The following is a 26,012-nucleotide window of genomic DNA, read 5'->3' as shown; positions in this document are numbered from 1 at the left end:
GCGGCGTTATGTATGGCAATGTGAGTGTTGGAGAACAAAAGGGTTGGCAAATTGAGCCAACCCTTTTTCATTGCTAGAAGCGAACTATTTGGCTAGGTAAGCCAAAATTGCCTGCTCAATGCCATTGGCATCTAGCCCAAGCTCTTGATGCAGCTCTTCTTGGGTACCTTGAGGAATAAACTTATCCGGCAGACCAAGATTGAGAACGGGTTTGATGAGTTTTTCCTGCATCAAAAATTCCACAACACCGGCACCAGCGCCGCCAGCGATGGCGTTTTCTTCCACGGTGACAATCACATCGTGTGTGGCAACCAGTTGGCGGATCAGCGCTTCATCAAGCGGTTTAACAAAACGCATGTCGGCGACGGTCGCGTTAAGGTTGTCGGCCGCTTTGAGGGCATTTGCCAAGAAGGTACCGAAGCTGAGAATCGCCACTTTCTCACCCGTTCGAATGAGGCGGCCTTTGCCAATTTCGAGGGCGGTAAACGCCTCTTCAATCGGTGTGCCCATACCACTGCCGCGAGGATAACGTACCGCGCTCGGACCGTTATGCTGGTGGCCAGTGTAAAGCATTTGTCGGCATTCGTTCTCATCACTTGGCGCCATGATCAGCATGTTGGGAATGCAGCGCAGGTAACTTAAGTCAAATGCACCTTGGTGAGTTTGGCCATCCGCACCGACCAATCCCGCGCGATCGATAGCAAACATCACTGGCAGATTCATAATAGCCACATCGTGAATCAACTGATCATAACCGCGTTGCAAGAAGGTCGAATAGATGGCGACGACAGGCTTGTAACCGCCAATCGCCATGCCGGTTGCCAGTGTCACGGCGTGCTGTTCGGCAATCGCCACATCGAAATATTGCTCTGGATACTCTTTGGAAAAACGCACCATGCCAGAGCCTTCACGCATGGCCGGAGTGATCGCCATTAACTTGGGATCTTGCGCCGCCATATCACAAAGGAAATCACCGAAGATATTCGAAAAGCTCGGTTTACCGCCGCTGCTTTTGGGCAAACTAGTGCGTGCGGGATCAAACTTAGGCACGCCGTGATAGCCGATCGGATCTTTCTCAGCTGGCTCGTAGCCTTTGCCCTTTTTGGTCATCACATGCAAAAACTGTGGGCCTTTCAGCTCACGCATGTTTTTAAGTGTTTTCACCAGTTCCGTGACGTCATGGCCGTCAATCGGGCCGATGTAGTTAAAGCCCAGCTCTTCAAACAACGTACCCGGCACAACCATGCCCTTAAGATGCTCTTCGGTGCGACGCACCAGCTCTTTAATTGGTGGCATACCTGAGAGGACTTTCTTACCGCCTTCACGCATAGAGGTGTAAAAGTTGCCAGACAAGAGACGCGCTAGATGGTTATTCAGCGCCCCAACATTTTCTGAAATCGACATCTCATTGTCATTGAGGATCACTAGCATATCCGCGTGTACGTCACCTGCGTGGTTCATCGCTTCAAAAGCCATGCCCGCGGTAATTGCGCCATCACCAATCACGCTCACTACTTTGCGATTCTTCCCCTCTTTTTCCGCGCAGATTGCCATCCCCAAAGCGGCGCTGATGGAGGTGGAAGAGTGCCCGACAGACAGAGTGTCGTATTCACTCTCTTCACGCCAAGGAAACGGATGCAAACCGCCTTTTTGCCGAATAGTGGACATTTGCTCACGGCGGCCGGTAAGAATTTTGTGCGGATAGGCTTGGTGGCCCACATCCCAGATCAACTGATCAAAGGGGGTGTTGTAGACGTAATGCAGAGCGACTGTGAGTTCGACTGTGCCAAGGCCGGATGCTAAGTGACCGCTTGACTGACTGACGGAGTTAAGCAGATAGGTACGCAGCTCATCGCACAGCGTTGGCAGCGTCTCTTTTGGGAGCAGACGCAGCTCCTGCGGATCTTCTGCCAGTGCCAGTGTTGGGTACTTTGAAATATCAAGAGTCATAAATATGCGCGCTTATAGTTTAGTTCTTGCGCTCGACGACGTATCGGGCGAACTCTTCGAGTAATTGGGTATTGTATGGGATTGCATCCAAAGCTTGAAGTGCTTCCTGTAACAGAGTGTGAGCTTTCTCAATAGCGCCGTCTAAACCAAGCAACGCAGGATAGGTACTTTTGTTGAGTTCTTGATCAGAACCTTGCGGTTTTCCGAGCGTTTCGGTGTCACTGATGATGTCCAAAATATCATCTTGTACTTGAAACGCGAGGCCAACGGCGGCGGCGTATTGGTCTAGTTGCGGCAGAATTTCACGCCCTTTTTCTCCCGCTGCGAGCGCGCCAAGTCGAACTGCGCAACGCATCAGAGCGCCAGTTTTATTGCGATGGATCTCTTCTAGCTCTTCTAGGCTAACCAAGCGGTTTTCCGCAGCCAGATCGAGCGCTTGGCCGATACACATGCCTTGAGCGCCTGAGGCTTCTGCGAGTGCTTGAACCATACGTACGCGCTGCGACTCGCCTTGTGCAGACAAGGTCCCTTCAGCAAGAATGGAGAAGGCCAGAGTTTGCAGCGCATCGCCGGTGAGAATGGCGGTCGCTTCGTCAAACTTAATATGGCAGGTTGGTTGGCCGCGGCGCAGCTCATCGTCGTCCATGGCCGGGAGATCATCATGGATCAGAGAATAGGCATGAATACACTCAATGGCGCAAGCGGGCGTATCAAGCTCTTCTGGCGCGCAGCCGAGCATCTCGCCGGTAATGTAAACCAGAAAGGGGCGAGCGCGTTTGCCACCCAGAACGAGACCGTACCGCATCGCCTGGATCAGCGCCTGATTTTGGTGCGGTAAACCGTCCAACCAATGATGGAGTTGCTCATTATTGCGCTTTTGATACGACGTCAATACGTCAATCATAGAATTATTCATGCAAAAAATTACTCTGACGGAATAGTGAAATCGCTCAGCGGCGCTTGATCGTCTTCGCTAAGAAGAATGCTGACACGTTGTTCTGCTTCGCTGAGTTTCGCTTGGCTGGCTCTGGCGAGCGCGATACCACGCTCAAATTTTTTCAGCGCATCGTCTAAGGTCAAATCACCGTTTTCCAGTTGATCTACCAAACCGTCCAGCTCTTCGATGGTTGCCTCGAAGGACATGTTTTCTGGTTTCTTCGTCGCCATACTGTTTCTGCCTTGTAAAGAATGCCCGAAAGTTACCTTAGCGTGCTTGCTTGGTCAAATTTAAGCAGGGAAATTTATCTGAAATTGAGGGCGACTATTATAGAGGAAGCGAGCGAGAACAAAAACAAGCTTCCACTCTTAGCAAATGGCAGTAAACTTGCCCAAGCCAATGGCAGTAAATGGGCTATCGTCGTACACTTGCTTTAGTCGTAAAGCGTGGTGGTCGACGGAGATTTTGCCGCTTACCGCCTTTTTTGTGATTCAATAGCCAAGTTTTTACTAAAAGAAGCTTAATCGTTGTCGATAAAAGAAATAATCTGTTTTTTCCCGCAGCAGTAAAAACATAAATAGCATGAGGAGTGCTTTGTGGATTTAGCAACCCTTTTAGGTTTGATTGGTGGCCTTGCCTTCGTTGTCATGGCGATGGTTCTTGGCGGCAGCATCATGATGTTCGTCGATGTGACCTCCATCCTGATTGTTGTCGGTGGATCGGTCTTTGTTGTGTTGATGAAGTTCACAATGGGGCAGTTTTTCGGCGCGGCTAAAGTCGCTGGCAAAGCATTTATGTTTAAGGCAGATGAGCCAGAGGATTTGATCGCCAAAATTGTTGAAATGGCAGACGCGGCGCGTAAAGGTGGCTTTCTCGCTCTGGAAGAGATGGAAATCTCCAACAGTTTTATGCAAAAAGGAATCGATTTGCTCGTGGATGGCCACGATGCTGATGTAGTCCGAGCTGCATTACAAAAAGACATTGCGCTGACCGATGAGCGTCACACGCAAGGAACAGGGGTATTTCGCGCCTTTGGTGACGTTGCCCCGGCAATGGGGATGATAGGTACACTGGTTGGCCTGGTGGCGATGCTATCTAACATGGATGACCCGAAGTCCATCGGCCCTGCGATGGCGGTTGCTCTTTTGACGACTCTTTACGGCGCGGTATTATCGAACATGATTTTTTTTCCTATCGCTGACAAATTGGCACTGCGCCGTGACCAAGAGACGCTCAATCGCCGCCTGATTATGGACGGCGTGCTCGCGATTCAAGATGGGCAAAACCCACGAGTGATTGACGGCTATTTGAAAAACTATCTCAATGAGAGTAAACGTGCTCTCGACGTTAACGAGTAATCACGGGAGTGAGTGATGGACGATGAAGAGAAGTGTAAATGTCCCCCTCCCGGATTGCCGTTATGGATGGGAACATTCGCTGACTTGATGTCATTGCTGATGTGTTTCTTCGTGTTGCTGCTGTCGTTTTCTGAGATGGATGTGCTCAAGTTTAAGCAGATCGCAGGTTCGATGAAGTTTGCCTTTGGGGTGCAAAACCGTCTTGAGGTGAAAGATATTCCCAAGGGCACCAGCATTATTGCTCAAGAGTTTCGCCCCGGGCGCCCCGAGCCAACGCCAATTGACGTCATCATGCAGCAGACGATCGACATTACTCAGCAGACGTTAGAGTTTCACGATGGCGAATCGGATCGCGCGGGCGGCACGAAGCGCGATGAAGGAAAACTGACTGGTGGTCAGTCGCCGGAAACCTCGACGCAAAGCAATCAAAATACCCAGGAAGAGCGCCAGCAGCAGCAAGCCGAGTCTATGTCGCAAGAGATGGAAACCGTGATGGAGAGCATCAAGAAAGCATTGCAGCGAGAGATAGAGCAAGGTGCGATCGAGCTGGAGAACCTTGGCCAGCAAATCGTCATTCGTATGCGAGAAAAAGGCGCCTTCCCTGAAGGTTCTGCATTCTTGCAACCAAAGTTTCGCCCATTAGTAAGGCAAATTGCCGAATTGGTGAAAGATGTGCCGGGCATTGTGCGCATTTCTGGCCATACCGACAGTTTGCAGTTGGATTCGGAACTGTACCGTTCTAACTGGGATCTCTCTGCACAGCGTGCGGTGTCGGTGGCGCAAGAGATGGAAAAGGTGCGTGGTTTCTCCCATCAACGCTTGCGTGTGCGGGGAATGGCAGATACTGAGCCATTAGTTCCCAATGACACTGACGAAAACCGAGCGAAGAACCGTCGGGTAGAGATCAGCATCATGCAAGGGGAGCCACTCTATAGCGATGAAATACCAGCCCTTCCTCAATAACCACCAGTAATCACCAAGGCGAGCAGCAATGCTCGTCTTTTTTATAGGTATAATTCGTGTATAATCTTGCGCCCTAACGCCGACACCTTCGCAGTAACGCGGGTGTTCTTTGATAGCCAACAGATTGCGAATCGAACTATGAAATTTATTGTAAAGCCCCATCCAGAAATTTTTGTAAAGAGTGAATCGGTACGTAAGCGCTTTACCAAGATTCTTGAGAGCAACATCCGCATCATTATTCAGAATCGCACTGAATCTGTGGCTGTATTTAACCGTCGCGACCACATCGAAGTGGCAGCGAACAGCGACCAATATCGTCAGCAAGTGTTGGAAATTCTCACCAGCACGCCGGGTATCCAACAGATATTGGAAGTGCAGCAATCTGACTTTAACGACCTGCACCATATCTATGAGCAGGTGTTGGAGCTCAATCGCGAGCGCATCGAAAACAAAACTTTTGTGGTGCGCGCTAAGCGTCGTGGCAAACACGATTTCACTTCGATTGAACTTGAGCGTTATGTCGGTGGTGGTTTAAACCAAGCCGTTGCGAGCGCATCGGTCAAACTGCACAACCCAGAAGTGACCATCAAAGTTGAGGTGATTGACGATAAGCTCAATCAGATCCTCGCGCATTACAAAGGGCTGGGCGGTTTCCCTCTCGGAACTCAGGAAGATGTTCTCAGCCTGATCTCTGGTGGCTTCGACTCAGGTGTCTCGAGCTATCTGCACATCAAGCGCGGTTCAAAAGTGCATTACTGCTTCTTCAATCTCGGCGGCCCGGCTCATGAGATTGGCGTGAAGCAAGTCGCTCACTACCTGTGGAACAAATACGGCTCTTCGGCCAAGGTGCGTTTTATCTCGGTCGATTTTGAGCCTGTGGTGGGCGAAATCCTGGAGAAAGTCGAAGATGGTCAGATGGGGGTGGTGCTCAAGCGTATGTTTATGCGCGCAGCGGGCATGGTTGCCGAGAAGTTTGACATCCAAGCACTGGTGACAGGTGAAGCGCTGGGGCAGGTGTCGAGCCAAACCCTCACCAACTTGCGTCATATCGATAACGTGACCGACCGTTTGATTTTGCGCCCTCTGATTAACTGGGACAAAGATGAGATCATCAAACTGGCGCGTGACATTGGCACCGAAGATTTTGCTAAGACGATGCCGGAATACTGTGGCGTGATCTCGAAAAAACCGACCGTTAAAGCGGTGAAAGAGAAGCTGGAAGCAGAAGAAGCCAACTTCGATTTTGCCATTCTCGAGCAAGTGGTGCGCAATGCCCGTCAGATGGACATTCGCGACATTGCCAAAGAGTCTGAGCAGGCAGCGCCGGAAGTTGAGCAAGTTCAAGCGATTGAAGAACATGCGGTTGTGCTTGATATCCGCAGCCCGGATGAAGAGGATGATAACCCTCTGGAAATCGAAGGCATCGAGGTTAAGCACATTCCGTTTTACAAACTCAGCACTCAATTCGGTGATTTAGACCAATCGAAAACCTACCTGCTCTATTGTGCGCGTGGGGTGATGAGCCGTTTGCAAGCGCTTTATTTGCAAGAACAAGGCTTTAAGAACGTGAAAGTGTATCGCCCATAGTTCGCCGAAAATCTATTGAAGTCCATGAAATCCGAGTGTTGTCACTCGGATTTTTTATTACCTGTGGTTTTTTATTACCTGTCGGTTTTAACGGGGTAAAAGGTGTTTTCGACAGATAAAAAAACACCGCCTAATATAGGCGGTGTAACAAATTTGACAGACAGGTCAAAAATAAATACAGGAAGTATATGTTTTGTCACAGGGAGTGAGACAAAACATCATGGTAGAAATCTACCTAACTCGAAATACGAGTTTGCAAACACAACATCGCAACAACTAAGCCAATTGATTCTAAAGAGAATCAAGCCGTTCAGGCCAGCGTTGCGGGGTGAAATATAGAATTTCTCTGGCTGTTCCACAACGGACAATTTATAATGTTTCAGATTAAAAAAAACTAATGGTAAGTAAGTTGTATGTCACGTAGATTACCGCCACTGAACTCACTTCGCGTGTTCGAAGCCGCCGCCAGACACCTCAGTTTCACCCGTGCTGCTGAGGAGCTTTTTGTTACCCAAGCCGCCGTCAGTCACCAGATTAAAGCATTAGAAGAGTTTCTCTCCTTGAAGCTGTTTCGCCGCCGTAACCGCTCTCTGCTGCTCACCGAAGAGGGGCAGAGTTACTTTCTCGACATCAAAGACATTTTTACCGCCTTGTCTGAAGCGACCGATAAAGTGCTGGAACGCAGTGAAAAAGGGGCTTTGACCATCAGTCTGCCGCCGAGTTTTGCCATTCAATGGCTGGTGCCGCGTTTAGCCGATTTTAACGCGCAGCAGCCCGATATCGATGTCCGGATCAAAGCCGTGGATATGGATGAAGGCTCTTTGACCGACGACGTTGATGTGGCGATTTACTATGGAGCCGGATATTGGCCCGGGCTGCGTGCCGACAAACTCTATCAGGAGTACTTGATCCCGCTCTGTTCACCTTCGTTACTTTTAAGCAACAAACCATTAGAATCTCTAAGTGACTTGAAATATCACACCCTACTGCATGACACCTCGAGAAAAGATTGGAAACAGTTTGCCAAAGAAAACGGTTTAGATGAGGTGAATGTCAATCAAGGGCCGATCTTCAGCCACTCCACCATGGTGTTGCAGGCGGCAGCGCACGGCCAAGGAGTCGCGCTCGGCAACAATGTGTTGGCGCGGCCAGAAATGGAAGCCGGGCGCTTGATTGCCCCGTTTGATGAAATCTTGCTCTCTAAGAATGCCTTTTATGTGGTTTGTCATGATCAGCAGGCGGAGATGGGGCGCATCGCTACGTTCCGCGATTGGATGTTAGCAACTGCACGTAAAGAACAAGAAGAGGTGTTGGATGAGTCTGCCCTACATGGTTGATGGCCCTGAAGATGGGCCAGTGTTTATTTTTGCCCATGGTGCAGGCGCGCCGATGGATCACGCCTTCATGACCCTTGTGGCACAAGGGTTGGCCGCTAATGGCATTCGTGTCATCCGCTTTAATTTTCCCTACATGGTGAAACGAGCTCAAGATGGTAAAAAGCGGCCGCCAGATCGCGCGCCGAAACTGCTCGAAGCGTTTGTTGACGTGATTGAGTCGGTTACATCGGTGCCTGTGGTGATTGGCGGCAAGTCGATGGGCGGTCGGATGGCCAGCCTGCTTGGCGACCATCCACTGGTCAGCGCCATCGCCTGCCTCGGTTTTCCGTTTCATCCTCCGGGTAACGCGGAAAAGTTCAAAGGTGAACACCTTGCGGTGATAGCCAAACCCACGCTGATCCTGCAAGGCGAAAGAGACACGTTTGGCACTCAAAGCGAGTGCGCTGAGTATCCGCTTTCTCCGGCGGTGCAGATGCGATTTTTACCCGATGGTGACCACAGCTTTAAGCCGAGAAAACGCTCAGGGCTGAGTGATCAGGACAATATCAATACAGCGGTTGTGCAGTTAACCGCCTTTATTCAAGGAATGCAAAATGAGAAGTAAGTGGTTACTCGCCTTTGTTGGCGCTTCTGCTGCGACAGCGGTGGCGTTGGGGGCTTTTGCCGCACACGGTTTGAAAAGCAGCTTAGCGCCCTATTTGCTCGAGGTGTTTGAAACCGGAGTGACGTATCAGTTCTGGCATACCTTGGCGATTGCGCTGTGCGCACTGCTGCTTCGCAGCACGTTGCCAAGTAAAGCGCAAAACTATTTTTTCATCGCTGCGATTTGCTTTATCATCGGCATCTTTTGCTTTAGTGGCAGCTTATACGCGTTAGCGCTGACGGGGATAAAATGGTTTGGCCCTGTAACGCCACTGGGTGGATTGATGTTTATGGTCGGCTGGCTGGTGTTTATGCTCGCGGCTTTGAAAACGAACGAGGTATCTAAGTGAAACAGTTAATGCTCTATTGTCGCCCCGGCTTTGAAAAAGAGTGCGCCGGTGAGATTCAAGATAAAGCGACTCAGCTAGAGGTTTATGGCTTTCCACGCGTGTTTAAAAACGCAGGATACGTCCTGTTTGAGTGCTACCAAGCAGGCGATGCCGACAGGCTAGCTCGTGAGTTGGATTTCAACGCGTTGATCTTTGCAAGGCAGATGTTTGCTGTCGCAGCGGAGTTTACCGATCTGCCCGCCGAGGATCGCATTAGCCCGATTTTATCTCAACTTGAGGAAGTCGATAGCTTCCCCATGTGTGGTGATCTGCGTATCGAAACGCCAGACACCAATGAAGCGAAAGAGCTGCTGAAGTTTTGTCGTAAGTTCACGGTGCCAATGCGTCAGGCCTTGCGCGGAAAAGGTTTCCTAATGGCAAAAGAGCATGCGAAAAAGCCCGTGTTGCACGTTTGCTTTGTGGCCTCAGGGCACTGTTTTGTCGGGTACTCCTACTCGGATAACAATTCGCGCTTCTTTATGGGCATCCCTCGTCTGAAATTTCCCGCCGATGCGCCAAGTCGCTCAACCCTGAAATTGGAAGAAGCGTTTCACGTCTTTATTCCTCGCGAAGAGTGGGATACCCGCTTAGCCTCGGGAATGTGGGCGGTCGATCTCGGCGCGTGTCCGGGCGGTTGGACTTATCAGCTGGTCAAACGTTCGATGTTTGTCCACTGCGTGGATAACGGCATGATGGCGGAAAGCCTAACGGAAACCGGCCAGATACGTCATCACATGGTCGATGGCTTTAAGTTTGAGCCCGATCGTAAGAACGTCACTTGGCTGGTGTGCGATATGGTGGAAAAGCCGGCGCGCGTTGCTCACTTGATGGGGCAGTGGATCCTCAAAGGTTGGGCTAAAGAAGCGATCTTTAACCTCAAATTGCCAATGAAAGGCCGCTACGACGAGGTGTTGCAAGATATTGAAAACCTGAAAATGTTCCTGATTGAGAATAAAGTAAAATTCAGGTTGCAAGCCAAGCATCTCTATCACGACCGTGAAGAGATCACTGTGCACGTGCAGTGTTTATCCAATATTTCGCCGCATTAATCGCAGCTAAAACAGAAACGCTCCTCGGAGCGTTTCTTCATTCTCATGTTTTTAAAATCAAATCATTAGTTCGATGTCGGCCACATCTCCCACAATTGAGATTCCATGCTCTCTTCGCTGGCATCTGCGATTTCAGAGAAAAAATCGAGCTGAGTCTGTCTTTCAACTTCGTCTACGGTCGTGACAAAATTGACCAGTTCACTGCCGGACACATCGCGGTGCGGCACGATGAACGCTATCGCGTCGTTGAACGCGGGATCTAAGATGACTTTGTAGAAAGCGCTCGGGATTGCCACGCCGTTACCAATGCTGCCGTCGCCACCTTGATAAATCGGCCCGGTGACGACGTAGAGTTCATGGTAATCATTGGCTAAGTCACGTACGTGTTCTTCCAACAGTCGCCAACCAACGCGGTTAAAGCCCGGTAGCTGCGGAGACATGTTGCTCATCAAAAAGCTTTGTTGCATGGAGGTTTGGCTAAAATCCATCGCCGCAGAGGGGGCGAGATGGCCACGATCGTAACCAGAACTGCTGTAGTCGGTTAAGGTCGAGCGCGCATACTCAGGTAACTCATTATCCACTTTAAAGCTGTTGCTGCGCTTGTACGAGGCATTCACGCTCTCGGCCGTGATGTGGTAAGCAACCCAATCGGCATTCTTGGTGGTGTAGTTGTAGCCGACCGCGTAGCCTTCACGGCACAACACTTGATCGGGGTGAACGGAAGGCATGCCTTTTTCCAAATGTTGACCACAGGTTTCAGCAAAAGCAGGCAGCGATAGAACGACGGATAGGGAAAGTAAGATGATATTTTTCATTGTTGTACTCCTTGTTGGAGTAATGAAAAATAGAGATATCTATCAATAGTGCCGTGATCATGATTATAGAATAATCAATACTCAGTAAGGTATTGATTAAATTAATCTAATTATTGTGAATGTAACCCATTACACCACATGAGAGATAAACATAGCGATGGCTAATGTACGGTGAAGAATGGGCTATTCTGTTGCATTTGCCTGGCACTATTGCGATGAAGATGAGGGGTTAAAACGCAGATCTTGCAGATTAAAGCCAAGTTCAATATCGGTTTTTAACGCTGCGACCTGTTTGCAGCGGCGCGCTTGATCAATATGCTGGTCAAACTTTTTTCGGTATTTGGTGGGCAGCGCATCACCTTGATTGGCTTGCTCTATGTCATCAAACTGCGTCAGTATCTCTTTGGCTGCCTTCGGGCCAATACCAGGAATGCCGGGCACTTGGCTTGAACTGATGCCTGCCAAACCCCAGTAGTCGGCGAGCTGTGTCGGTTTGACGCCAAACTCGTTGGCAATAAACGGCTCATCTAGCCAACGATGCTGAAAGTAGTCGCGGATTTGCAGGGTAGGAGAGAGCAGTTGGCAATAGCCTTTATCGGTAGAGACAATCGTCACTTTTTCGCCGTGACTGGCGACTTTTTGTGCCAGTGTCGCCACCAAATCGTCGGCTTCATCCCCTTCGGAAAGCAAAGAGTCAATACCCATTTCCCACCAAGCGTCTTGAATTTTTTCCAGCCCTTGCAGCAAAGGCTCTGGCATGGGTTTGCGTCCTTGCTTGTATTCAGGAAGGATTTTGGCGCGCCAGCCTCGGTCGGTGCTTAAGTGATCAAACACGGCGACAATATGAGTGGGTTGGGCTTCGCGGATAATGCGTTGCAGTGTTCTGCCAGTATTGGTGATGGTATTAGCGATGTCGTGCGGATCGGGCTGAGCGGAGTTGACTCGGCGGATAAGGTTGAGCGCATCGATGATAACAAGATGAATAGCCATAACAAAATACTGCAAAAAGAAAAGGGGCCAATGGCCCCTGAGTGTAACGGAAAATCCCTGCGCTATCGACCACCGTTTGAGCTTGGTGCGATTTTGTAGCAAGGCACATAAGCGCTGCCGCCGGGCAATTTCATTCGATGTTGCGCGACGAAATCTCGCAGCAGTTTGTCCATCTTTTTCATTAAAACCGGATCGCCATCAATCACAAAAGGCCCTTTACGTTCGATTTCGCGAATGCCTTCCGCTTTGACGTTACCCGCGACAATCCCTGAGAAAGCTCGACGCAGATTGGCGGCCAGCACTTGCGGTTTTTGATTCAGGTGCAAATCTAAACTCGCCATCGAATCATGGGTCGGCTCAAACGGCAACTGAAACTCAGGCTCAATTTTGAGTGACCAGTTGTAGCTGTAGGCGTCACCGGTGTCTTTGCGATGCTGACGTACTTTACCCATCGCCTGTTTCATTACTCGCGCCACTTCCGCCGGGTTGTCAATGATGATTTGGTAGTGTTTACGCCCTTCTTCGCCTAAGGTATCGCCGATAAAGGCATCGATTGAACGGAAGTAGGCTTCACTCTCTTTCGGCCCCGTCAAGACGATCGGCATCGGCTGTTCGGCGTTTTCCGGATGCATCATGATGCCGAGGATGTAAAGCAGCTCTTCGGCGGTGCCCGGACCACCGGGGAAGATGATGATGCCGTGAGCCATGCGCACAAATGCTTCCAAACGCTTTTCAATGTCAGGCATGATCACCAGTTCATTGACTATTGGGTTTGGCGGCTCAGCAGCAATGATTGATGGTTCAGTCAAACCAAGGTAGCGTTGATGGGCGTAGCGCTGCTTGGCATGACCAATGGCCGCGCCTTTCATCGGCCCTTCCATTGCACCCGGCCCACACCCCGTACAGATGTTCAGCTCACGCAGCCCGAGTTCGCTGCCGACTTCACGCGTGTATTGATATTCCGTCGGGTTGATAGAGTGCCCACCCCAACACACTACCAGATTAGGCTCTATGCCCGGGATCAACGCGCCCGCGTTGCGCAAAATAGCGAACACCAGGTTGGTGATGTGCGTGGCGTTGGTCAGATTCAAGCGCTGACTGTCGGCCAAATGCATGTTGACGTAAACGATGTCACGCAGCACGGCAAACAGGTGCTCTTGAATGCCCTTGATGATCTCGCCATCGACAAAAGCGTGCTCTGGCGGGTTAGTCAGTTCCAGCTTGATGCCGCGCTCACGGCGCATCACGTTGACATCAAAGGACTGATATTTATCCAGCAGCTCTTTGGAGTTATCGGTGTGGCTACCGGAGTTGAGTACCGCTAGCGTGCAGTTGCGGTACAGTTGATACAGTTCGCTAGAGGCGGTTTTTTTTAGGCGCTCAACTTCCAACTGAGAGAGCAGATCCATACTTCCTGCAGGGCTGATATGAGTAATCATAAGGCCTCCTTGCTTAGCGTTGTGGTTATTAGCATTGTGGTTAATAGTGGCAACCCGAGCCCTGTAGATAACGTCGCTGTAGAAATTGGCGAATGGAGTGCAGGCTGGATTGCTGCCACAGAGCCATGCTCTGTGGCACAAAAATCATGGGAGTTTTGTTAGCTTAGCAAAGGATGGCGGAAAAGAAACGTGATAACTAGTTGAAAAATCAGAACCTGACAGAAGAGTCAGGTTCGTCTGCTGTATTTTTGTGCAACTGTTCAGCGCCAGTCGAGCTGATTCAAGCCGCGTTGTTTACTCTCTTTGAGCATGGTGCCTAAGCGATCCACGACATATTCTGGGTTATCCGCTTCACCAAACGCGGTGGAAACCGCACTTAATGTGATGGTGATTTGTTGCTCGCGAAACTTAAACGGCAGTTTGCTGATTTCGCTTTGGATCTTTTTCACCAAGTTCAGCGCGTATTCATCGGTTTGCTCGGGAATCAGTAGAATGAACTCTTCGCCACCAAACCGGGCAACCGTGTCGGTATCTGCGGCGACTTTACGGATGGTGCGTGCAATGATTTTCAGCGCTTTGTCGCCGGCGGTGTAGCCGTAGCTGTCGTTAATGGCTTTAAAGCTATCGATGTCGAGCAGCACGACTCGTAAGTTGTGTTGCGCGCGGATCCAACGTCGATATTCCAGCTCTAAACGGTCATTAAACGCCGTGCGGTTATACACTTTGGTGAGTGGATCGAGCAGCATACGCTGCGCCTGATCCTCCAAGCGGCGGCGATAGTCTTGAGTGACGTCAAATACCGCTTCAAGCTGGTGCTGCCCGTATTGCAACCGCTCTTGCAGCACCTGTTCTTTTTCTTCAGCGAGGCTCAAGCGCTGCGAAAGTGATTCAATCTGTGCCAGAAGTGGTGAAACCGTGGCTTTGAGCTGCTCAAGTTCGGTGGCGCTGTCGACCGAAAAGCGACTTTTGGCCACCAGTTTGCCTAGCTCTTTATTAAATTGCTGGCGCTGCTCAAAGTAAGTTTGGCTTTGATCGACATTCTGATGGGAGGTTTTTAGATTGGCAGCAAGCGAAGCGTTGAGCTGTTCGAGAAACTGCTCTGACGCTTTACGCTCGAAATGGGTCCCTTCAATGACCAACTTCAAAACCTGCAAAGTGAGTTCGATCAACGCTTCCGCGGAGACACCGAGCAACAGCTTAGTGCGGATATCGAGCAGCAAATCGCCCGACTCGCCTTCAAAGTCCAACTCGGTAATTGCGTTTTGCAGCTCTGTCGCTAAGCAGTCCAGTTGATTTCTGTCGAGACTGTTTTGCTCATTAAAGTTGAGCCGAGAGTTTGAGGTGATAATTTTTAACGCGCGTTCATAGATATTGAGCAGTTTGACCGCGTGATCGACATTGCGCCCTTGGCCATGGCTAAACCCCATCAGGTTGCGCAGTTCGCGTTTGAGTTGCGCGGGCAAGCCCGCTACGCGTTGCAGGGTTTCGCCACTGTGCTTTAATTGCTCGTCAAGAAAACTGGTCTGTTTATCCATAGCCACGGTTCGTTGTCTCAGCATTCTTTCCAGCACCACCAAGCGCGGGAGCAAACGACTGACATCTTTTTGTTGTTCCAGCTCGCGCTGGATAGCCTGTAAATTTTGACTCAGTGTAGCATCAGACACCTGACAGGCGGCACTCAGCGAAGTCACAATTCGCTTGAGAACAAGCTGTTCGCGTTTGAATTTGAGTGATGTGTCACGATGTGTCAGCCTGAGTTGGTCTAATTGACAACTCAACTGATGCAGTTGCGCTTGAATATCGGATTCCAAAATGCCCATTGTGAACGACAACACAGTCCATGTACTACTTAACGATGACCCTGATAATAACAAAAAACATTATAGCGTCATCTATTTGGCGGTTTAAGCGCGCGAGATTTAGCCATTTTTTAATAAATTTTTGAGGTTGTCCTCATTCTGGTAAGACGAGTGCATTTTGATTAACCCTTGATGGATCGCTTGTTGCGCGGCATCCCTTATGTTACCGGAGGCAAGACTCGCCGCGGGCGCGTTGTCGATAGCTTTTAGATAAACATAGTGACTGCTCTTATCCAACAAGCTGACTTCGCGTGCTAAGTGCGTGGCGAGCAGCAGCAGATCAAGCAACTCTTGGTCGTTGATTGCCGTGTAGGCGCGAGGTAAGAATGGGTAATCGGCCATGCCCATGCGCACAGTGCGGTTGATGTGGTGCACAGCGGCAAACTCATCAACCCAAGCTTGCACTTTGGCGAAAATGTCTTCGGCCGAATAATGACGTTCTGTGTTGGGCTCGATGTAAAGCAGGTTCGCGTCGGAAAAATGGTACAAGCGTGAAGGCTTGCTGATTTTGTCACTAAGAAACGTACCAAATGCCCGTTCGAGTTCTAAGCCCGCTTTGTACCCGTGCTGCACATACATGCTGCGCAGGAAGGGCAGGTCGATCATCACGAAGCGCAAACGGTCATTCAGCGGTTCATGGATCAGTTCCCCGAGTTGCCACTGCTCAAAGGTTTGATTGGTTTTACGCAGCGAATTGGACAGTTTCGCATTGAGCATGCGCAAGTTACGCAGTTTGGAGCGCGAATGGGTATAGAGATCGGCGGTGAGCTGTTCGATCTGCGTCGTTTGCCGCTGCAGTAGCACGCCTCGTCTCATCAGGAGTAAAAACAGTACCAGTGAGAGCAAAAACAGTGCAAAGGCGATTTTCTGGAACTTGGCGTGCTCGATGGTAATTTTTTCGAGCTGTTCAGCTTGGCCTGTATAGTGAATGGTTTGTTCGGCGAACTCTTTTTGCTGACGAAACGCATCTTCACTGATCTGATTGAGTTTTTTCTGTTCAATGCTCACTAACTGGTTGTAGTGCTTCAGGCTCTCTAGCGCCAAATCAAACTGTTTACCTTGTTCGTAGCCCAGCGATAGTAATTGATAGGCTTGTTGCCGGATCGTCAAATGTTCTTCTGCGGCGCTCGCGGTGATATCTAGTGCTTTGTTGGCGTTGGCGATGACCCCTTGGCTGTCGTTTTGATAGAAGGCCAAGCCGGATTTGAGCAGCGCCGCTTGCGCTTTTAGTTTCGGGATATCGGCAAATTCCAACACTTCAAGCGCGCGTTCCAGATATTGCTCCGCCAACGGATAGTTATAAAGTTGCAGGTAGGTTGCCGCGAGGCTTAGGCGAATGCTGACCACTTGCTGTACGTCGCGTGTCGAGCTGTCGTGATCCAGCACGTTAAAGTAGTGTACCAGCGCCAAATTGTATTTGCCTTGGCGAAAATAGATGTTGCCCATTCTCTCCATCACCTGAGCAAGGATAGGCGAATTGGGATAGCCATCATAAAAATCGGCCGCTTGCGAAAGGTATTCCAGCGCTTTGTCGAGCACGCGGCGCTCTTCAAACAGTTGTGCCAGCAGTCGATTCACTTTGGCGAGTCGCGCGCTTTTGTTGCCTTCAATCGCTTTCCAATAGCCAAACAGCAGTTCCGACAAGGCTAAGTTGTACTTTTGATGAGAGAGATAAAACTCACCGACGGCGATGTGGTAATCAATCAGAGTATTTTCAGAGCGGCTGTTTTTAATCAGCTCTTGTGCTTCGCCGTAGTAGCGCTCTGCTTGTTGCAAATCATTTTGCTGTGATGCGAGCAGCGCTTGCTGCATCAACAAGCGGTACTTGACGCTATCGGTCATCTGTAAAGAGGTGCTGGCGAGCTCCAACTGACTGCTGATTTCGTCTAACGCGCGTTTGGCTTTGAGGTAGTCTTTATCAAATTGCCACAACAACTGGGTACGCAGCAGCTTCACATCCAAATTGAGATAAGGCAGTTGAAAGGTTTTAGTCAGCTGTTCCGCGGTATTGAGCTGCACCAGCGCTGAACGGGTGTTGCCTAAAGCAAATTCCGCACGGGCGAGAATTTTATACGCTTCGACGCTGCCACTTGGCGTGCGCAGCGTGCGGTCGGTGTCGTCGCGAGAAATCGCGGAAGGGCTTTTTTCTTGGTTGTTGGTGAGTTCGCGCTGAGTCAGATAATTTTGCACGATTTTCTTTGCTTGGCTTGGCTCGATATCCACCAACTGCTCAGCCTCTGTCAATAAGACGGAAGAGAGCACCGTAGCGTGCAACTGCACGCTAAAAAGCAGAGCCAAAATGCCGACTAGACGTTGCCAACGCACCATGTTTAATCCCTCAACGCGATATCGTTACTGACGAGCCATACGCTGGTTGTGCGCAGGTTTTGCTTGTTGTGTGGAGCGGTAAGGGTTGATATCCAAACCACCACGACGGGTGTAACGTGCGTACACAGTGAGGCTCTGTGGCGCACAGTACTTCATGATGTCGGTAAAAATACGCTCGACGCACTGCTCATGAAATTCATTGTGCTCACGGAATGAGACCAAATAGCGCAGCAGCTTTTCGCGATCAATATGTTTGCCGTGATAATCAATTTCCACGCTGCCCCAATCGGGTTGATTGGTGATCAAGCAGTTCGATTTCAGCAGATGGCTGTGCAGCGTTTCTTGCACCACCGTCTGTCCCGCAGCATCTTGCAGTAGAGATTGGTCGAAAGCGTAGCTCTCGATCTCGATATCTTGATCGTCGATGCATTCGCCCGCCATGGTCACAATCGGTTGTTGTGTGTAGTGGCTAAGTGGATTGACCTCCACAGTCACGCGCTCACCCGCGCAGGCGGATAAATCATTTGTTAAGCGTTCAACCACCGCTTGCCAAGTGGCAAAGCGAGTCTGGTTATAGCTGTTGAGGTAGAGCTTAAAGGATTTTGACTCAATCAAGTTGGGGCTGGTGGCCGGAATATACACTTCGCCCACCGCGACTTGTGGCAAGCCTTTGCTGTTGAGCCAAGAGAGTTCGTACAGCGTCCAGATGTCGTGACCCATGAACGGCAAGTTAGCACCCAATTGCAGATCGTCGCGGTTGAGGCTGCGTGGGACAGGTTGAAGTAAACTTGCGTCGTATTGTGTGGCGTATTCGGTTTTTTTACCCAAAGTCAGGCCAGCCAGCTCTTTGGCGTCAGAATATTTGCTCATACTTGTGGTCATTTTCGATTAGAATGGCGGGAATTTTACTTAATCCATCGCTTAAAAGCCATCTTGCAACTCAGGATAACTAGGAGTTTTCATGACCAATCCAGTCTCACAAGCGCTTGCCGAATTCAGCCAGCGTTTTCAGCTGTGCTGGCAACAGACACATAATGAGCTGCCATGCAGTGACGATCTGGTTGATCTCGACTCTCCATGCATCCAACGCAAAACCGAACATCAAGTGTGGTGGCAGCCTGTTGCTTTGGACGAGTCGGCCGATTTTGCCAATGTCGAACGCGCGATCGAGCTCACTTTGCATGATGACATCAAAGCTTTCTACGGCAGTCAGTATGCGGCGGATATGAACGCCACTTGGCAAGGTAATGAGCTGACGCTGCTGCAAGTATGGAGCGAAGAGGACTTCAGCCGCTTGCAGGAGAACATTTTGGGCCATTTGGTGACGCAGCGCCGTTTGAAACTCAAGCCGACGGTGTTTATTGCCGTAACCGATGCCGAGTTGGACGTGATTTCCATCTGTAATCTCACGGGGAACGTGATCTTAGAAAGGCTTGGCACCGACAAAAGAGAAGTGCTTGCGCCAAATGTGGCGGAGTTTTTGGCGAATCTAGAGGTTGTGGTGTAAGTATGTACGTCGTTGAATTGCAATTTGAATGTTTTGATAACACAACGGTGAGCGCGGTCGACAAAGCGATTAACGGTTTGATGGATGCGCTGCGCTATAACGGCCAAGTGCTGGGGCGTGAGTTTCCGATTGTGATGGGCGATGGCGAGTTTTTTGTCCGCGTCGTGTGCCCGGAAAAAGAGAGTTTGCATCCTCGCTACCATTCGGATTTCGTGCGCGTGTGCTTGGACCGTTTGTCTGAAGCCGCGCTTCTAGCGCCGAAAATGCGCTTGCTGGGGCGGGATATCAACTCAGAACAAGCGGCCGATGAAGAGACACCAAGCTGGCAGGTCCTCTACACCACCTATGTGCACACCTGCTCACCGCTGCGTAGCGGTGAAACCTTGCTGCCGATTCCGTTGTATCGCAATGGCCCGACGTTAAACGGCGATCATAAAGCGGTGATCAAATGGCAAACGGAATGGCAAGCGTGTGATGAGATCCAGATGGCTGGCGGCTGCCGCGCTGAGCACGCCGCGCTGCATGAGATTTGTGATGTTGACAGTGTGCTGTTTCGTCGCGGCTGGGATTTGCGCGGGCGGATCGAGTACCTCACGCAGATCCCGACTTATTACTATCAGTATCGGGTTGGTGGCACCTCGCTGGCGGACGAGCAGAAGCGTAAATGTCCGAAATGTGGCGGTGAGTGGCTACAAGCGCAGGCGCTGCACGACATCTTCCACTTCAAATGCGATACGTGCCGTATCGTCTCCAATATCTCTTGGGATCACTTAAAGTAATCGCTGAAAATAAAAAGGGTTGACGTTTACACGTCAACCCCAATGATTTCTTGCTTTCGACGTTCGAAATTACCAGCCTTTTACTACGCCGCCTTGGAAGATCTCAGAAGCCGCTTTGTACACTTCTTCGGTTTGGTATGCTTTGACAAAGTTTTGTACGTTTTCCGCTTGCACGTTGTTTTGACGCGCCACGATCAGGTTAACGTAAGGTGACTCTTTGTCTTCGACAAATACGCCATCTTTTTGCGGAGTCAAATTGATTGAGCTCGCGTAAGTGGTGTTGATGATAGACAGAGCAACGTCGTCCAGTGAGCGTGGGAGCTGAGCGGCATCCAGTTCGACGATAGTCAGATTTTTCGGGTTACCAACGATGTCACGAACGGTAGCCAGTAGGCCAACTTTGTCACGCAGTTTGATCAGGCCTTGTTGCTCCAGCAGCAGCAGTGAACGACCAAGGTTGGTTGGATCGTTAGGAACAGCGATGCGCGCGCCGTCTTGGATTTCTGCTACCGATTTCACTTGCTTTGAGTAGCCTGCGATTGGGTAAACAAAGGTGTTGCCTGCGATAGTCAGTTTGTAACCACGGTCAGCGATTTGTTGATCGAGGTACGGCTTGTGTTGGAACGCGTTGACGTCGATAGAGCCGTCATCCAGCGCTGCGTTTGGTGTGACGTAGTCAGTGAAGGTCACTAGCTCAACATCTAGACCATATTTTTCTTTGGCCACTTTCGCCGCCACTTCTGCAACTTGGGCTTCGGCACCTGCCATCACGCCCACTTTGATCTTGCTGTTGTCTGCGGCTTTTTCACCACAACCAGAGAGAATCAGTGCTGAGGCAGCGGCGGCAATCGTCAATAAACCTTTGAGGCTAAATTTCATCGTAAATCTCCTTATATTTTTATCTTGCAATTCTTAGCGGTGGTCTACGCGGCGTACAATTGCATCGCCGATAGACTGAATAATCTGTACTAGCACAATCAACATGACGACAGTCACCGCCATGATCACCACGTCGTAGCGGTGGAAACCATAACGGATGGCGACATCGCCCAAACCGCCACCGCCAACGGTTCCTGCCATCGCGGAGTAGCTGACCAGCGTCACTAAGGTGATAGTGACAGAGTTAACAATGGTCGGTAGCGCTTCAGGAAGCAGTACCTTAGTGATAATTTGCAGTGGCGTAGCGCCCATGGCTTGCGCCGCTTCAACCAGACCAGACGGCACTTCCAGCAGCGCGCCTTCAATTAAACGGGCAACAAAAGGTATCGCACCTATGGTCAGCGGTACGATGGCAGCGGTGGTGCCGATAAACGTGCCTACCAGTAATTTCGTCACCGGAATAATCGCCACCATCAGCACCAAAAAAGGCACCGAGCGGCCTACGTTGACAATGGCGCCAAGGGTTTTGTTGAGTTTGGTGTTTTCCAACAAACCGCCTTTTTTGCTGGTGTGCAGAATCACGCCAAGCGGAATGCCGATCGCAAAACCGACTACGCCAGCCACCGCCACCATGTACAAGGTTTGCCAAGTTGCGCCCAGCAGGAGATCGCCATTTAAACTCAGCCACTGTGCAATCGTATTAAAGGACATAACCCAGTACCTCCACTTTTACGTTATGTTCGCGCAAAAATTCCAGTGCGGCGTTGTCGTCTTCTTCATTGCCAAACAGCTCAGCGACCATCATGCCAAACTTGACGCCGCCTGCGTAATCGAGATCAGAGCTGAGAATGCTGATATCAATATTGAATTTACGCGAGATCTGAGACACCAGCGGCGCGTCCACCGTTGCTCCGGTAAATTCCAGCCTGACCAGTGGATAGCTGCCTTCTACACGCTTTGACTGCAAGCGCACTTGGTAATCTTCCGGAATGGAGAGATCCAAGGTAGAGCGAATAAACGCGTGTGCCAGCTCGGTTTTCGGATGGGCGAAGATCTCGCCAACCGTGCCTTTTTCAACCAGTTCGCCGTCGCCAATGATCGCCACTTCGTGGCAGATGCTTTTCACCACATCCATCTCATGAGTAATAAGCAGCATAGTGATTTTCAGCTTGCGGTTGATCTCTTTCAGTAGTTCCAAAATCGAGTGCGTGGTCGCCGGATCGAGTGCGCTGGTGGCTTCGTCGCACAGCAGCACTTTCGGATCGCTCGCCAAAGCACGGGCAATCGCTACGCGCTGCTTTTGCCCGCCGCTGAGATTGGCAGGGTAGCTTTCCTGTTTGTCCGATAAGCCAACCAGTTTGAGCAACTGCGTCACTTTCTCTTTGATCTGCTCTTTGCTCTTGCCTGCCAACTCCAGTGGCAGGGCAACGTTGTCAAACACGCTGCGTGAGGAGAGCAGATTAAAATGCTGGAAAATCATGCCAATGTTGCGGCGTGCTTCGCCCAGTTGCGCTTTGCTGAGGGTGGTGAGGTCAACGCCGTCCACCACAATGCGGCCGCTGCTTGGCGCTTCGAGCATGTTCACGCAGCGGATCAGCGTGCTTTTCCCTGCACCCGATGATCCGATAACACCAAAAATGGTGCCTTCTGCGATATGTAAGTTGATGTTTTTCAAAGCATGTATTTCCTTACTGCCTTGATAAAACACTTTATTTACCTGACTAATTTCAATCATTTTTATACCTGTGCAGGGACAACAGAATAATATTTTGAGCGCTGGCTCACTTTTCAGATGATGCTATGGCTTTCACGTTTTCAAGTCAATAGATATTTTTACGTCTAGACGTCCAAACGTTTAGCGGTTTACCAATCAAATCGTCATTAGATAGAGAAGAATAGTCTATGCAGAGCGATTGAGCTGGCTGTGTGGCAGTTGAAACTCGCAAACGTCGCCTTTTCGGTTATAATCGCGCTTTAAGTTACCCTGTTGACAGAGATATAGATTTTGGCCAAACCTGCTGTTTTTTTAGATCGTGATGGCGTGATTAACGTCGATCATGGGTATGTTCACGATGAGCATGATTTCGAATACATTGATGGTGTATTCGCAGCGACCAAAGCCCTGCAAGAGATGGGCTACTTACTGGTTTTGGTCACCAACCAGTCGGGGATAGCGCGTGGTAAGTTTAGTGAAGATCGCTTTCTCTCTCTGACTCAATGGATGGACTGGAATTTCGCTGACAATGGGGTTGAGTTCGACGGCATCTATTATTGCCCGCATCATGCCGAGCACGGTATTGGCGATTACAAGCAAGATTGTGACTGCCGCAAGCCTAAGCCGGGCATGTTTATTTCAGCGCGTGATTTCTTGAAGATCGATATGGCCAACTCGATTATGGTGGGCGACAAAGCGGAAGATATGATGGCCGCTGACGCGGCTGGTGTCGGCACCAAGTTATTGGTGAAGACCGGAAAACCGCTCACAGAGCAAGGCGAAGCGCTGGCAACCGCGGTGCTGGAGAGCATCCGTGAGGTGCCCGAGTACGTGAAACAACATCTGAAAGGTCGCTAAGCGGCCTTTTTCTTCTCCAATGAGTGATCTTGACTCGATATGAATAAAAAGCTGACCATTTTAGACATCGCACGTTTGTCCGGCGTAGGGAAATCCACCGTGTCGCGAGTTCTGACCAATGACCCTAAAGTCAAACCAGAAACGCGTGCCAAAGTGGAGGAAGTGATTGCGGCGTCGGGCTATGTGCCGTCGAAATCTGCGCAGTCGATGCGCGGTGGCAGCCAGAAAGTGGTGGGCGTTATCATCTCGCGTCTCGATTCTCCCTCAGAAAATCGTGCGGTGAGCACCATGCTCAATATCTTCTACCAAGCCGGATACGATGTGGTGATCATGGAGAGCCAGTTTGACCGGGACAAGACCAATGAGCATTTGGATGTACTGCGGCGGCGCAATGTGGATGGGTTGATCTTGTTTGGCTTTACCGATTGTGACATGCAGCAAGTCGCCGAATGGCAACACCGCGTAGTGGTGATTGCGACCGAAGAGACCTCGGTCTCTTCAATTAACTACGACAACCAACGCGTGATTGAACTGGCGCTGGAGCATTTGCTGGCACAATCCCTGCGCCATATCGCGTATATTGGTGTCAATCCTGAAGACCGAACCACCGGTCTGGCACGTCTCAACGCCTATCGGAATTGGTGTCAGCAACATCAGCTGACGCCAGTTTATCAAACGGGCAAATTGAGCCATGAGAGCGCGTATCGTTTAGTGGATAAGGTCCTCACCGAGCAGACGCAGGCGATTGTCTGTGCCAGTGATACCTTGGCGCTGGGCGTGCTCAAACGTCTACAAGAACTCGGACGTGAAGAGGTCCGCGTGACAGGCGTCGGTGGCAATGAGCTGCTCTCTTTTCTCTTTCCCAAGATCTTCAGCGTTGATCCCGGCTACCACCTAGCGGGTGAAAAAGCCGCTAAGATGTTGATTTCCCAACTGAGTGGTCACGAAACCATCACCCATCTTACCCAAGCACCACTGATTCGCTAAGCGCTTCATTATAAAACGCTTTTCCAATTTACTGTGATCCTACTCAATTAATGGGACTGTTCCCATTTTGTTTATTTATGAAAACTGGCACTATTTAACCTGTAAATGGGAATGTTCCCATATTAAAACAACTATAATTGCATAAATCCATAAAATAGGGTGGACAGAGTTATGAGTAAGATAGCGCGCCAAGACGTTCAACGTCTGATCGAGCTGGTCGGGGGTAGCGACAACATTGCTAGCGTCAGCCATTGTCTGACACGTCTTCGCTTTGTGTTAAATGACACCGAGATTGCCGATGTAAAACAACTAGAAGCATTGCCTATAGTTAAAGGCTGCTTTACCAATGCGGGCCAATTCCAAGTCGTGATTGGTACTGAAGTGGATGCGGTATACAAAATTTTGCTTGAGCTCTCGGGCAAAAGTGAAGCCAGCAAAGAAGATGCTAAGTTAGCCGCTAGACAAAACATGAACTTTCTCGAGCGCGGGATCTCTCATTTGGCAGAGATTTTTGTCCCGCTGTTGCCTGCCATTATCACTGGCGGTTTGATCCTCGGTTTTAGAAACGTGATTGGCGACATCAAGATGTTTGATGGCCAAACGTTGACGGAAATCAGCCAATTCTGGGCGACAGTGCATTCCTTCTTGTGGTTGATTGGTGAAGCAATCTTCTTCTTCCTACCGGTCGGAGTATGTTGGTCGACGGTGAAAAAACTCGGTGGTACACCGATTCTTGGTATCACTTTGGGTGTCACGCTGGTGTCGCCGCAATTGATGAATGCTTATCTCATCGGTAAACAAGCGCCGGAAGTGTGGGATTTTGGCCTATTTGTGATTGAGAAAGTGGGTTACCAAGCTCAAGTGATTCCGGCCATGCTGGCGGGTGTGGTGTTGGCCCTTATTGAAACCAATCTCAAACGCATGGTCCCTTCTTACCTCTATTTGGTGGTGGTGCCGTTCGTCTCAATTATTCTGTCGGTTGTTTTGGCCCACTCAATTATCGGCCCATTTGGTCGTGAGTTAGGTAACTGGGTCGCTATTGCAGCGAAAGCAGCGATGACCGGTGATTTCGCTGTGCTGGGCTCAATGGTGTTTGGTTTCCTCTACGCGCCGCTGGTGATTACGGGTATCCATCACACCACCAACGCGGTTGACCTGCAACTGATGCAAGAGCTCGGTGGCACGCCGATTTGGCCGCTGATTGCGCTTTCGAATATCGCTCAAGCGTCTGCGGTGGTCGGTATCATTATCATCAGCAAAAAACATGGTGAGCGTGACATCTCAATTCCAGCCGCGATTTCGGCTTACCTCGGGGTTACGGAGCCGGCGATGTACGGCATCAACCTGAAATACAAGTTCCCGATGCTCAGTGCCATGATTGGTAGTGCTGTCGCGGCGGCCATCTGTGGTAGCGCAGGGGTGATGGCGAACGGCATTGGAGTCGGCGGTCTGCCGGGTATCCTTTCCATTCAGCCACAGTTCTGGGGAATTTATGCTCTGGCGATGTTGGTGGCTATCGCATTGCCAGCAGTGTTGACGCTTGCCTTCTATAAGCGCGCACAGGCGAAAGGAGAACTGGACCTTGTAAGCGCTTAAGCGCAACGCCTTTTGGAGTGGCGGCTTGCCACTCCTTTCTTTATTTTTG

At 50.2% G+C, this 26,012-nt stretch carries 24 protein-coding genes; 12 read left to right on the top strand and 12 right to left on the bottom strand.

Translation table 11 applies throughout. The features are described from left to right. Positions 1-84: 84 nt before the first annotated feature. The 3 genes from dxs to xseB are packed head-to-tail and all read right to left on the bottom strand — an operon-like array spanning position 85 to position 3,117. Positions 85-1,950, bottom strand: coding sequence for a 1-deoxy-D-xylulose-5-phosphate synthase (gene dxs, locus UF06_RS12125; protein WP_045570674.1), 1,866 nt, complete (start codon positions 1,948-1,950; stop codon positions 85-87). Between the two features lie 19 nt (positions 1,951-1,969). Then, entirely contained in the window at positions 1,970-2,854 is an 885-nt protein-coding gene (ispA, locus tag UF06_RS12120; RefSeq protein WP_045570673.1) for a (2E,6E)-farnesyl diphosphate synthase, read from the bottom strand. A gap of 20 nt (positions 2,855-2,874) precedes the next feature. After that, the gene (gene xseB, locus UF06_RS12115; protein ID WP_039424437.1) at positions 2,875-3,117 is read right to left on the bottom strand and encodes an exodeoxyribonuclease VII small subunit; all 243 of its coding nucleotides are present in this window, start codon (positions 3,115-3,117) and stop codon (positions 2,875-2,877) included. Between the two features lie 366 nt (positions 3,118-3,483). On the opposite strand from xseB, the gene pomA reads away from it, so the two are divergent. The 7 genes from pomA to rlmM all read left to right on the top strand — a co-directional run bounded on the left by pomA (position 3,484) and on the right by rlmM (position 10,212). Continuing rightward, the gene (gene pomA / locus UF06_RS12110) at positions 3,484-4,245 is read left to right on the top strand and encodes a flagellar motor protein PomA (RefSeq protein WP_045570672.1); all 762 of its coding nucleotides are present in this window, start codon (positions 3,484-3,486) and stop codon (positions 4,243-4,245) included. Positions 4,246-4,260: 15 nt separating this feature from the next. Then, positions 4,261-5,208, top strand: a complete 948-nt coding sequence (locus UF06_RS12105) for a flagellar motor protein MotB (RefSeq protein ID WP_045570671.1) — start codon at positions 4,261-4,263, stop codon at positions 5,206-5,208. Between the two features lie 138 nt (positions 5,209-5,346). Then, positions 5,347-6,795 (top strand): tRNA uracil 4-sulfurtransferase ThiI, encoded by a 1,449-nt coding sequence (thiI, locus tag UF06_RS12100; RefSeq protein WP_039424443.1) that lies wholly within the window; start codon positions 5,347-5,349, stop codon positions 6,793-6,795. 413 nt (positions 6,796-7,208) lie between these two features. Next, on the top strand, positions 7,209-8,132 hold the full coding sequence (locus UF06_RS12095) for a transcriptional regulator GcvA (RefSeq protein WP_045570670.1): 924 nt from the start codon (positions 7,209-7,211) through the stop codon (positions 8,130-8,132). Beyond that, complete coding sequence (locus tag UF06_RS12090) at positions 8,110-8,736, top strand: alpha/beta fold hydrolase (RefSeq protein ID WP_045570669.1); 627 nt, start codon at positions 8,110-8,112, stop codon at positions 8,734-8,736. Before UF06_RS12095 ends, UF06_RS12090 begins: the two co-directional genes overlap by 23 nt. Next, positions 8,726-9,124, top strand: coding sequence for a DUF423 domain-containing protein (locus UF06_RS12085; RefSeq protein WP_045570668.1), 399 nt, complete (start codon positions 8,726-8,728; stop codon positions 9,122-9,124). The genes UF06_RS12090 and UF06_RS12085 overlap by 11 nt, the downstream gene beginning before the upstream one ends. Continuing rightward, on the top strand, positions 9,121-10,212 hold the full coding sequence (rlmM, locus tag UF06_RS12080) for a 23S rRNA (cytidine(2498)-2'-O)-methyltransferase RlmM (protein WP_039461050.1): 1,092 nt from the start codon (positions 9,121-9,123) through the stop codon (positions 10,210-10,212). Before UF06_RS12085 ends, rlmM begins: the two co-directional genes overlap by 4 nt. Positions 10,213-10,277: 65 nt before the next feature. Here the strand turns inward: rlmM and UF06_RS12075 are convergent, their stop codons facing one another. The 6 genes from UF06_RS12075 to queF all read right to left on the bottom strand — a co-directional run bounded on the left by UF06_RS12075 (position 10,278) and on the right by queF (position 18,513). After that, positions 10,278-11,027, bottom strand: coding sequence for a DNA/RNA non-specific endonuclease (locus UF06_RS12075; RefSeq protein WP_045570667.1), 750 nt, complete (start codon positions 11,025-11,027; stop codon positions 10,278-10,280). Between the two features lie 207 nt (positions 11,028-11,234). Beyond that, positions 11,235-12,017, bottom strand: a complete 783-nt coding sequence (gene xni / locus UF06_RS12070) for a flap endonuclease Xni (RefSeq protein WP_045570666.1) — start codon at positions 12,015-12,017, stop codon at positions 11,235-11,237. Between the two features lie 62 nt (positions 12,018-12,079). Continuing rightward, positions 12,080-13,456, bottom strand: coding sequence for a nucleotide 5'-monophosphate nucleosidase PpnN (ppnN, locus tag UF06_RS12065; protein ID WP_045570665.1), 1,377 nt, complete (start codon positions 13,454-13,456; stop codon positions 12,080-12,082). A gap of 260 nt (positions 13,457-13,716) precedes the next feature. After that, the gene (locus UF06_RS12060; RefSeq protein WP_045570664.1) at positions 13,717-15,276 is read right to left on the bottom strand and encodes a GGDEF domain-containing protein; all 1,560 of its coding nucleotides are present in this window, start codon (positions 15,274-15,276) and stop codon (positions 13,717-13,719) included. A gap of 99 nt (positions 15,277-15,375) precedes the next feature. Then, positions 15,376-17,643 (bottom strand): tetratricopeptide repeat protein, encoded by a 2,268-nt coding sequence (locus tag UF06_RS12055; RefSeq protein ID WP_045570663.1) that lies wholly within the window; start codon positions 17,641-17,643, stop codon positions 15,376-15,378. Between the two features lie 24 nt (positions 17,644-17,667). After that, entirely contained in the window at positions 17,668-18,513 is an 846-nt protein-coding gene (queF, locus tag UF06_RS12050; protein ID WP_045570662.1) for an NADPH-dependent 7-cyano-7-deazaguanine reductase QueF, read from the bottom strand. A 91-nt stretch (positions 18,514-18,604) separates the two neighbouring features. Here queF and syd point away from each other — a divergent pair, with 91 nt between their 5' ends. Together syd and UF06_RS12040 are read left to right on the top strand one after the other, a co-directional pair. Continuing rightward, entirely contained in the window at positions 18,605-19,150 is a 546-nt protein-coding gene (gene syd / locus UF06_RS12045) for a SecY-interacting protein (RefSeq protein WP_045570661.1), read from the top strand. Positions 19,151-19,152: 2 nt separating this feature from the next. Then, positions 19,153-19,929, top strand: a complete 777-nt coding sequence (locus UF06_RS12040; protein WP_045570660.1) for a Zn-ribbon-containing protein — start codon at positions 19,153-19,155, stop codon at positions 19,927-19,929. A 69-nt stretch (positions 19,930-19,998) separates the two neighbouring features. Here UF06_RS12040 and UF06_RS12035 read toward each other — a convergent pair whose 3' ends face one another. Genes UF06_RS12035 through metN form a run of 3 tightly spaced genes read right to left on the bottom strand, consistent with a single transcriptional unit; the run spans position 19,999 to position 22,543 of the window. Further along, complete coding sequence (locus UF06_RS12035; protein WP_039424478.1) at positions 19,999-20,808, bottom strand: MetQ/NlpA family lipoprotein; 810 nt, start codon at positions 20,806-20,808, stop codon at positions 19,999-20,001. A gap of 33 nt (positions 20,809-20,841) precedes the next feature. Next, entirely contained in the window at positions 20,842-21,519 is a 678-nt protein-coding gene (locus UF06_RS12030) for a methionine ABC transporter permease (protein WP_045570659.1), read from the bottom strand. Further along, positions 21,509-22,543, bottom strand: coding sequence for a methionine ABC transporter ATP-binding protein MetN (metN, locus tag UF06_RS12025; RefSeq protein ID WP_045570658.1), 1,035 nt, complete (start codon positions 22,541-22,543; stop codon positions 21,509-21,511). Before metN ends, UF06_RS12030 begins: the two co-directional genes overlap by 11 nt. Before the next feature lie 270 nt (positions 22,544-22,813). Between metN and gmhB the strand changes: the two genes are divergently transcribed. From gmhB to treB, 3 genes are all read left to right on the top strand, one after another. After that, positions 22,814-23,380, top strand: a complete 567-nt coding sequence (gene gmhB, locus UF06_RS12020; RefSeq protein ID WP_039424488.1) for a D-glycero-beta-D-manno-heptose 1,7-bisphosphate 7-phosphatase — start codon at positions 22,814-22,816, stop codon at positions 23,378-23,380. Between the two features lie 39 nt (positions 23,381-23,419). After that, positions 23,420-24,367, top strand: coding sequence for a trehalose operon repressor TreR (treR, locus tag UF06_RS12015; protein WP_045570657.1), 948 nt, complete (start codon positions 23,420-23,422; stop codon positions 24,365-24,367). 171 nt (positions 24,368-24,538) lie between these two features. Continuing rightward, positions 24,539-25,963, top strand: coding sequence for a PTS trehalose transporter subunit IIBC (gene treB, locus UF06_RS12010; protein ID WP_045570656.1), 1,425 nt, complete (start codon positions 24,539-24,541; stop codon positions 25,961-25,963). Positions 25,964-26,012: the final 49 nt, after the last annotated feature.

Source organism: Vibrio sp. S234-5, assembly GCF_000960595.1.
GTDB lineage: Bacteria > Pseudomonadota > Gammaproteobacteria > Enterobacterales > Vibrionaceae > Vibrio.
The sequence above is the reverse complement of the archived record's forward strand: the minus strand, read 5'-3'. Positions and strand labels throughout refer to the sequence as shown.